This window comes from uncultured Nostoc sp. (assembly GCF_964245575.1).
Classification (GTDB): Bacteria; Cyanobacteriota; Cyanobacteriia; order Cyanobacteriales; family Nostocaceae; genus Nostoc.
In genome coordinates, this window is the sequence record NZ_CAXTNP010000331.1 from 1 (window position 1) to 7369 (window position 7369).

Annotated in this window: 9 protein-coding genes; 3 read left to right on the forward strand and 6 right to left on the reverse strand. The window is 40.7% G+C overall.

What is annotated here, in order from left to right:
* Positions 1–59 precede the first annotated feature (59 nt).
* A complete protein-coding gene (locus ACFFAP_RS33175) occupies positions 60–524 on the forward strand; it encodes a hypothetical protein (RefSeq protein WP_152589970.1) in 465 nt (154 codons plus the stop codon).
* Between the two features lie 6 nt (positions 525–530).
* Positions 531–1088, forward strand: a complete 558-nt coding sequence (locus ACFFAP_RS33180) for a glutathione S-transferase family protein (protein ID WP_375515202.1) — start codon at positions 531–533, stop codon at positions 1086–1088.
* Between the two features lie 56 nt (positions 1089–1144).
* On the opposite strand, the gene ACFFAP_RS33185 is transcribed toward ACFFAP_RS33180, so the two are convergent.
* The 3 genes from ACFFAP_RS33185 to ACFFAP_RS33195 form a co-directional block, all read right to left on the reverse strand.
* Positions 1145–1636 (reverse strand): YajQ family cyclic di-GMP-binding protein, encoded by a 492-nt coding sequence (locus ACFFAP_RS33185; RefSeq protein ID WP_012411046.1) that lies wholly within the window; start codon positions 1634–1636, stop codon positions 1145–1147.
* Between the two features lie 136 nt (positions 1637–1772).
* Entirely contained in the window at positions 1773–2171 is a 399-nt protein-coding gene (locus ACFFAP_RS33190) for an MAPEG family protein (protein WP_375515203.1), read from the reverse strand.
* Positions 2172–2258: 87 nt separating this feature from the next.
* Positions 2259–2762 (reverse strand): hypothetical protein, encoded by a 504-nt coding sequence (locus ACFFAP_RS33195; protein ID WP_041565591.1) that lies wholly within the window; start codon positions 2760–2762, stop codon positions 2259–2261.
* Positions 2763–3509: 747 nt separating this feature from the next.
* On the opposite strand from ACFFAP_RS33195, the gene ACFFAP_RS33200 reads away from it, so the two are divergent.
* Positions 3510–3641, forward strand: coding sequence for a hypothetical protein (locus ACFFAP_RS33200; protein ID WP_375515204.1), 132 nt, complete (start codon positions 3510–3512; stop codon positions 3639–3641).
* A gap of 16 nt (positions 3642–3657) precedes the next feature.
* Here ACFFAP_RS33200 and ACFFAP_RS33205 read toward each other — a convergent pair whose 3' ends face one another.
* The 3 genes from ACFFAP_RS33205 to ACFFAP_RS33215 all read right to left on the reverse strand — a co-directional run bounded on the left by ACFFAP_RS33205 (position 3658) and on the right by ACFFAP_RS33215 (position 7152).
* On the reverse strand, positions 3658–4752 hold the full coding sequence (locus ACFFAP_RS33205) for a phosphotransacetylase family protein (RefSeq protein WP_375515205.1): 1095 nt from the start codon (positions 4750–4752) through the stop codon (positions 3658–3660).
* A gap of 554 nt (positions 4753–5306) precedes the next feature.
* A complete protein-coding gene (locus ACFFAP_RS33210) occupies positions 5307–6431 on the reverse strand; it encodes a vWA domain-containing protein (protein ID WP_375515206.1) in 1125 nt (374 codons plus the stop codon).
* 76 nt (positions 6432–6507) lie between these two features.
* Entirely contained in the window at positions 6508–7152 is a 645-nt protein-coding gene (locus ACFFAP_RS33215; RefSeq protein ID WP_375515207.1) for a hypothetical protein, read from the reverse strand.
* Between the last annotated feature and the right edge of the window lie 217 nt (positions 7153–7369).

The following is a 7369-nucleotide window of genomic DNA, read 5'->3' on the forward strand; positions in this document are numbered from 1 at the left end:
CCCCCATGCCCCATACCCCATTCCCTAAATCCAATTTTTAAATTTTGAGAAATTTTCCGATGACAACCGCAATTTCCTATCCCAATGCCCCTGATTTAGCAACCGATGATTACATTGTTATCGGCTTGGCAACCTGCTTCGTCAAAGAAGATGGAGAAGTTTATCAAATCGAAGTTATAGAACCGATTCCCTCTGCGGCTTTGGAAGCGCTCTTAAAGGGCATTCCTACGTCCTATAAGCTGGCTCATGCAACAACTTTGGGATCTGTGCTGGATGGCGATTCACAACTGTTGCCAGATGGCTTCCCAGAGTCGGCTCAGTTTGGAGAAGAATTTGTCCCACGGGCATTTGCAGCAGCTCGTACTTACAAGCGTCGTGAATCTGCAAAATCTTTAATTCCCTTAGGTACAAACTACAGCGAATTTAAGTATTCTATTGAGCGTAAGCGGGTATTAAACGCCGCTAGAGTTGTCACCAAAGAAGACAACGTTAAACAACATTCTCACACTCACAAAGTTCTTTAAGTAATTATGCTCAAACTTTACGGTGGCGCTCGTAGTCGAGCCTCAATTGTTCACTGGTATTTAGAGGAATTAGGAATTCCCTACGAATTCGTCAAGCTCGATATGCAGGCTGGTGAACATCTCAAACCTGAATATTTGGGAATTAACCCAGTTGGTAAAGTTCCAGCAATTGTTGATGGGGATTTTAAACTTTGGGAATCTGGAGCAATTTTGCTGTATCTTGCCGATAAGTACAGTAAAAGTTCACTTTCATCAGAGGAACGTGCCGTATTTTACCAATGGGTTTTGTTTGCTAATGCTACTCTTGGTCCAGGGATTTTTGTAGAAGCAAGTCGGGAACGGGAAATGCCCCGCTTGTTGACTCCGTTAAATGAAATTTTCAGTAAGCAACCTTTTTTGCTTGGCAATGAGTTCACTGTTGCTGATGTGGCAGTTGGGTCTATTCTGAGTTACATTCCCGTCATGCTGAAATTAGACCTCAGTTCCTACCCAGAGGTGTTGAACTATATAAAGCATTTATCTGAGCGTCCAGCATTTCAAAAAAGTATTGGCGCACAGGCTTAAAATAATTCGTAGTTAATAATTCGTAATTGAATTATTAACTACAAATTACAAATTTGTTAACGATAGTTTGTAAATTGCAAAGCCACCGGATAGTCTTCTTGTTTCAGGCGCTGCATGACTACTTGTAAATCATCTTTAGATTTGGCAGAAACCCGCACAGCATCACCTTGAATTGAAGCTTGTACCTTTTTGAATTCGTCTCGAATCAATTTGGAAATTTGTTTGGCGATTTCTTGACTAATCCCTTTTTTGAGTTTGATTTCTTGACGCACGCGATTACCACTGGCTGATTCAACTTTGCCAAAATCAAAGATTTTCTGGGATAGGTTACGCTTGGCGGCTTTTTCCCGCAGAATGGTGTGTACAGAATCTAAGGTAAACTCGCTGTCAGTACTAACGTTAATGCTTTCTTCGACTAACTCGACAGTAGTTTCAGTATCTTTGAGGTCGTAACGACCTTTGATGTCTCGTATAACTTGATCGACAGCGTTAACCAACTCTTGTCGGTCAAAGTCGCTCACAATGTCAAAGGAAAAAGTAGAAGCCATAAAACATTTTGGATTTTAGATTTTGGATTTTGGATTTTGGATTGCGAATTGGGAATTGGGGACAAGGGGAAAGACTTGTTGCAAGTTCTCCTCCTGCTCCCCCTGCTCCCTCATCTCTCCACTCCCCACTCCCCAATTAACTACTAGTTTGGATAATGCTCAATAAGATGAGAGTGCCAGAGCTAAAGATGCCAATGGCAAACATGAGCGATCGCAAAAGGGGTATATTCAAAATATAAAAAATTGAGTATAGCAAACGGGCTACGACAAAGGCGATCGCAGCCACTTGTGCCTTAGTTGAATTTACACCAGTTACATAAGCCATCAATGCTGCTGCCGCAAACACCATAAACGCTTCAAAGGTATTCTGATGTGCCCAAGTAGCTCGTTGGGCATAAGGTGGCAATTTATCAAACAGAGCGCGAGGAGTAGAAAACATTTCAGAACCAATACGCGCACGGGCATAAGCTACTACCAAAAATGGCAGATAAATTAGAACGGCAGCAGCAGCGATCGAGTACAAAAAAATTATCATTACTTATTAGTTATTGTTTATTAGTCATCAGTCATCGGTCATTAGTCAAATACAAAGGACAAATGACGAAAGACAAATGACAAATGACTAATCAAAGTAGAAAAGCGTCACCACTTTTCTTTGTTCTTCTGCATCCTGACAAGTTTGTAACAGGGTGCGACTGTCGTGAAACGCAAAGCAGATTAGTTGCTGGCAACGGGAGACAATCTCCTTGTTGCACAAGTAACTAGCTTCAGCAAGAGACAGATTATCATTACTGGGATTTTCGACTAGATGCATTACCTGTTCTAGTTGCTGGCGTGATTCCAAAGGCTGGCGTTCCAGGCTTTGGGGTAGAATCACCGTCAACAAATTTGCATCAGCCCGGGTTGCTCCCTTGATGGCCGCTGAATTTGTACCTGTAGCACCAGAAGTAATGATTCGATTACCCGATAAAACTAGGGCATAAGTCATCATTTCAATAAGATTCTGATGCGTAATCGGTACATGCCGAGAACCCAGCAAGGCGATTCTTTTAGAACCCGTTTGCTGGATTGTCGCTAGTTCTTGCGCTAATGTATCTAGGTTAATAAGGTCTGTTGATTGGCTCAAAGATGAAGATAATCAGATTAAACGACCCAGATATTCTACCAAACAGCGTGTAGATGCGAGGAAAACTAGAGTTAGATATTGCTATTAATAGTTTTTACAAAACTAAACATACATTGGTTTTATTGTGCTGACTTACTTAGTATTTTTTCGGAATCGCCGTTTTTACATTTGTAGGTTTGTGTAAGAATTACGTACATGAGTGCCGAATGTAAAGAAATGCATACTAATCACGAATGACTTGAAGAAGCGATTTCATGCCACCTGTGTCATGCGGGGTAAGGGACTTCCAAATAAAAAAATATCCCATCGCTTTAGGGGTAGGGAGCAGGGAGCAGGGGGAGGGAAAGTCGTAGTAAAGTCCAGAAATTGGATAATTTATTTTTTGGAGTTCCCTAACGCTCTCCTAAGAAACAAGGCAGGAGGCAGGAGGCAGAAGGCAGAAGGGAAGAGGATTTGACTTGTTTCTTCCATCCATAACGGAAGCGAGCGCGTCCGTAAACAGCTTCCATCACTCTGGTTAAAGAAAAATCTCAACCAACCTTTAAACAAGAGACAGAAACTGGGTTTCGAGCTTTATTTTCTAATATTATGGCTAGAATCATCAGTTTTGCCTGAAAGTCTTATGTAGCAAGGATTATTGTTTTTTACTCTGGAGAGAGTCATGGAAGAGCGCTAAAAAGATGAGCCAAGTAGTAATATCATGTCCGGTAGAGTGAACCAGGAAGATATGAGGCGGTTTACGGGAATATGCCTGTCTTTGGATTAGCTGCTGCAACTAAGCACATCCCAGCTATGGGACGGAAAGAAACAGCTCGCCGTCGCCTGGGAGGTGACGGTGAGCCAGTTGTACCCTCACCAGCAATACAGCCTTTTAACTGATAACTGAGCAATGAATCTAAGACAATGCCCCTGCGGGAGTTAAACCTAGTTTGGATAACAAGCGGTCAATGTCAAAATGCTCGGACATCAACTTGCGAATATACTGAACCTTAATTGGCTCGTGGACACGGACTTGACCAAAAGTGCGGTCAACAATTTCTACAGTCGTTAGGGTATCTAAGTCAACAGACAAAATGGGGATTTCTAGGTCTTCAGCGCGACTGAGAATGAACGGTGGGGGTGGTAGTTGCCCGGTGAGAATTAAACATTGGGTAGAAGTTTCCAAAGCCGCTTGCTGAATTTCCACGCGATCGCCTCCTGTTACCACTGCCATATTCCGGCGTTTGCGGAAATACTTCACAGCAGAGTTGACATTCATCGCTCCAATTGCCAGACTTTCCACCAACAAATCCATGCGATCGTTGCGACAGAGAACATCAGCCTTTAACTGTTTGACTAGTTCGCCAACACTGACACTGCGGAGCAAATCACTATTAGGCAGCATTGCTAGCACTGGAATACCCTGCTGTTCCAAAAACGGACGCAAGAGAGTGTCAACTGCTTCTAGTTGAGTGACAGGGATATCATTGATCACAACTCCAATCAAGCGATCGCCCACACGCCCTTTAGCAGCCAATAGCGCCTCAACTGAAAGCAACGATTTATAGCGGGCTACTAACAGCACGCCAGCATCCAATAGTTCAGCCATTTGTAGCAAAGACAAGTCAAACAAATTGCCTTCGGACAAATCACCAGGCCCCTCCAGTAACACTAAATCTCCTTGGAATTTATGTAAATATTGCTGTATTAGGGACTGCTGATAATCGGTTTTGTCTTCCCCTCGCAAGCGTTTTTGCACATTTAGTTCATCCAAAGCCAGCATTGTAGGTGCAACACGGTTTTCCGGCAAATTGAGGCTAAGAGCGATGAATTGGACATCTTCCTCAATTACGGTTCCACTGGACGAATTCAAACATGTACCAAGCGGTTTACCGTAGGTAATATCCAGTCCTTTTTGCTGTAGCTGATGAGACAAACCCAGAACAGTTGCAGATTTACCGCTGTAAGTCTCGGTTGATCCAATCAGCAAATATTTAGGGGATTTTGGCACACATGCACTCCTAATTTCAAAAGTCAGAAGAACCCAGCTAGGTGTTTCCTAATTCTAGTTCCTTCTGGCAAAAGCCTCTTGCTCTCACAAATTAAGGTTTTCCAGAATTACCTTCTGATTAAGCAGGGGAGCCTCTTATAGGTAGGTTTTTCAGATTAGACTAATTTTTTGGGTTTTAGAACCAAAAAGATTGTCTGAACCTTAAAACTACGTTCAATACCTTTTAGTGATCTGTGCCATTAGTTCTAAAGGATTGTAGAAACGCAAAATTTCGCGTCTAACTAAGCGGCAGGTAGAAAAGTTTCAAGAGAAGGCCATTTGGATATAGGTGTTTCAATGGTTTACGCCGCTGACGGCTTTGGCGTTGACAGGCGGGGCTGGGTTTGCTTGTGGTCTAGTTGTGATGTTGTGGAATATTGAAGATTTACGTTCGAGATGAAATTCTTAAAATCTTCATCAGACAGGACTTTGAGAAAATTAGGTGTTAATGTTAAAACGAGCTAACCTGTTGAGTTAAATCGTTTTATATAATAAAAAAAGCTTGATAGTGAGTATTAGACGTTTTTACTTCTCAGTCTATTTGTTTTTAGTTTTTGAATTATACTACCTACAGCTAGTGCTAGTAGTCCGTATGTTGGCATTGTTTCAGGAACAGACTTTGGTGTAGGAGTTTCAGGATCAGAGTTTGGTGTAGGAGTTATTGCGCTTCCATTAATATCTGTGAGCGCTTCAGCAAGACTTTTAGCTATATCATCAGAGCTATTAGCAATAAATAGCTTGCCACCAGTCCATTCTGATAATCTTGTAAGCGTTGTAAGCTCAGTATTAGCAAAATAGCTAGGTACAATGCCATAAATTCTTACTGGATCTACATGGAATGATTCATCAATAATTGAACTAACTGTGTAACCTGTAAAAGGTTCAGGATCATGAGCAAATGCATCAGTTAAGTAAATCACTCCTTTTTTGACCCCATCTCTCCATCCATTTAGGTTTTCAGTGTTGATTGTTCTGGTCAAACCAGACCACAAAGACTCCGGAGTATCACCTCCTCCTCCTACAGTCAATTGGTTAATAGCATTATCGATACTTGTTATGTCTGAGGAAAAAGCTAAATCGGCTCTGTAGGGATAGTCTCCAAATTGACCAAATGGAGGTAATGGAAAATCCTTATAATCCACAACCGCAATCCGAGTACCTGGTACTTGCTCAAATAAACTTTGAGCCAGATTTTTAAAAGCAGTTTTCATTCCGTCGAGGTAACCACCCATACTGCCAGTAGTATCAAACACGAAGGCAAGGTCAATCGGAGTATTAGGAGGATTATTTATACAATCTGAAATATCTGGCGTTTTACAGATATCAGCCTTCTCACGTCCAAATGTTTCGTTTCTCCAACCCCATTCTACACCGTTGTATATAGTAACTTTCCTTAAATCTCCTTCTCTTGTTTCTTGGGCAAGGTAGAGTTCAGCATCCCAAAAATGGCTAAAAACAAAATCATTTCTAAAGGGTGCATCCGAAGCACCATAACTTCTAGCATTTAAAAAGTACGGAGTTTCTATATTATCAAAGCTGACATCGAGCGTATCTTCAATCTCACCATGATCTACACTTAAACCAGGATGATTATTTTTAACCCGCTGAATCCAGTAAAGTTTTGGATCTTCAGGAAACAATGGAGCTTTAGGGTCATTGCCCACTCGATTGTATGTCATTGACATTACAGATCCAACACCTCCTATACCTGGATTGTCAGTTATCTCTTCCCCACATCTTGGCATCAGGTTGTTTTTTGGGAATAGTAAATACCTGTTTCGGTACTAGGGTTTCAAAACGGATGCTATCGACTTCAACTGAATTATTATTAGTTGCAACAGGTTCAATTAAACGCAAAGTTATGTATTGAGTATTTAACCGAACTGTCTCTATCCCTACTGCTGACTTTATATTGGTGCGATATATGAACCGTAGTTGATAAGTTCCTAATTGGATATCATTTACAGTCCAATAATTACCAGTTTCAGTAGGCAAATCAGCAATTTGGAATTGTAATTTTTTATTTTTCCAAGATAGTTTTGCATATAATAATGTAAAAGTAGACTCTCCTGGCTGAACTAAATAATCATCATATTTATTAATTTTTCTCCAATTTTTCGGTTCTTGCATTTGTAAAACTTGACCATTTGACCCGACAATCTGGGGAATTAAACTGCCAGAGCGGTTGAAGCGAAAGTGAGTTAGCATTTTGTTGCTAATAGTAATATCAAGCTTGACAGGGGTATTAGCATTAAGCTCTCTTTTTGGAATGGGTAATACTAGAAATTCTGTACGCCAGATTTGTAGACTTATACCCTGAGATTCAATGCTGTTACTGTCATTTGATTCAAAAGATGTCATGTGAGATACCCTCTCAATTTCCAGGTTATTATTTACAGTCCGTTATGATGGTACATGGCTTAATACTATTGTCCTGAAAAAAAGTGAGCATTGGTTGCAGAATACAGATATTTGAAAAAATTTTTAGCCCTTAAAATCATCTCACTAAGGCAATAACATCAATGTTTTCTCAAATGTATATAGAGCCATCACTATCACTTTATATAAAAGTTTTATA

Excerpts from the sequence above, each read along its gene's own strand:
- ACFFAP_RS33175 (WP_152589970.1), top strand. The coding sequence starts at position 60 with ATGACAACCGCAATTTCCTATCCCAATGCCCCTGATTTAGCAACCGAT.
- ACFFAP_RS33180 (WP_375515202.1), top strand. The coding sequence starts at position 531 with ATGCTCAAACTTTACGGTGGCGCTCGTAGTCGAGCCTCAATTGTTCAC.
- ACFFAP_RS33185 (WP_012411046.1), bottom strand. The coding sequence starts at position 1,636 with ATGGCTTCTACTTTTTCCTTTGACATTGTGAGCGACTTTGACCGACAA.
- ACFFAP_RS33190 (WP_375515203.1), bottom strand. The coding sequence starts at position 2,171 with ATGATAATTTTTTTGTACTCGATCGCTGCTGCTGCCGTTCTAATTTAT.
- ACFFAP_RS33200 (WP_375515204.1), top strand. The coding sequence starts at position 3,510 with ATGCCTGTCTTTGGATTAGCTGCTGCAACTAAGCACATCCCAGCTATG.
- ACFFAP_RS33215 (WP_375515207.1), bottom strand. The coding sequence starts at position 7,152 with ATGACATCTTTTGAATCAAATGACAGTAACAGCATTGAATCTCAGGGT.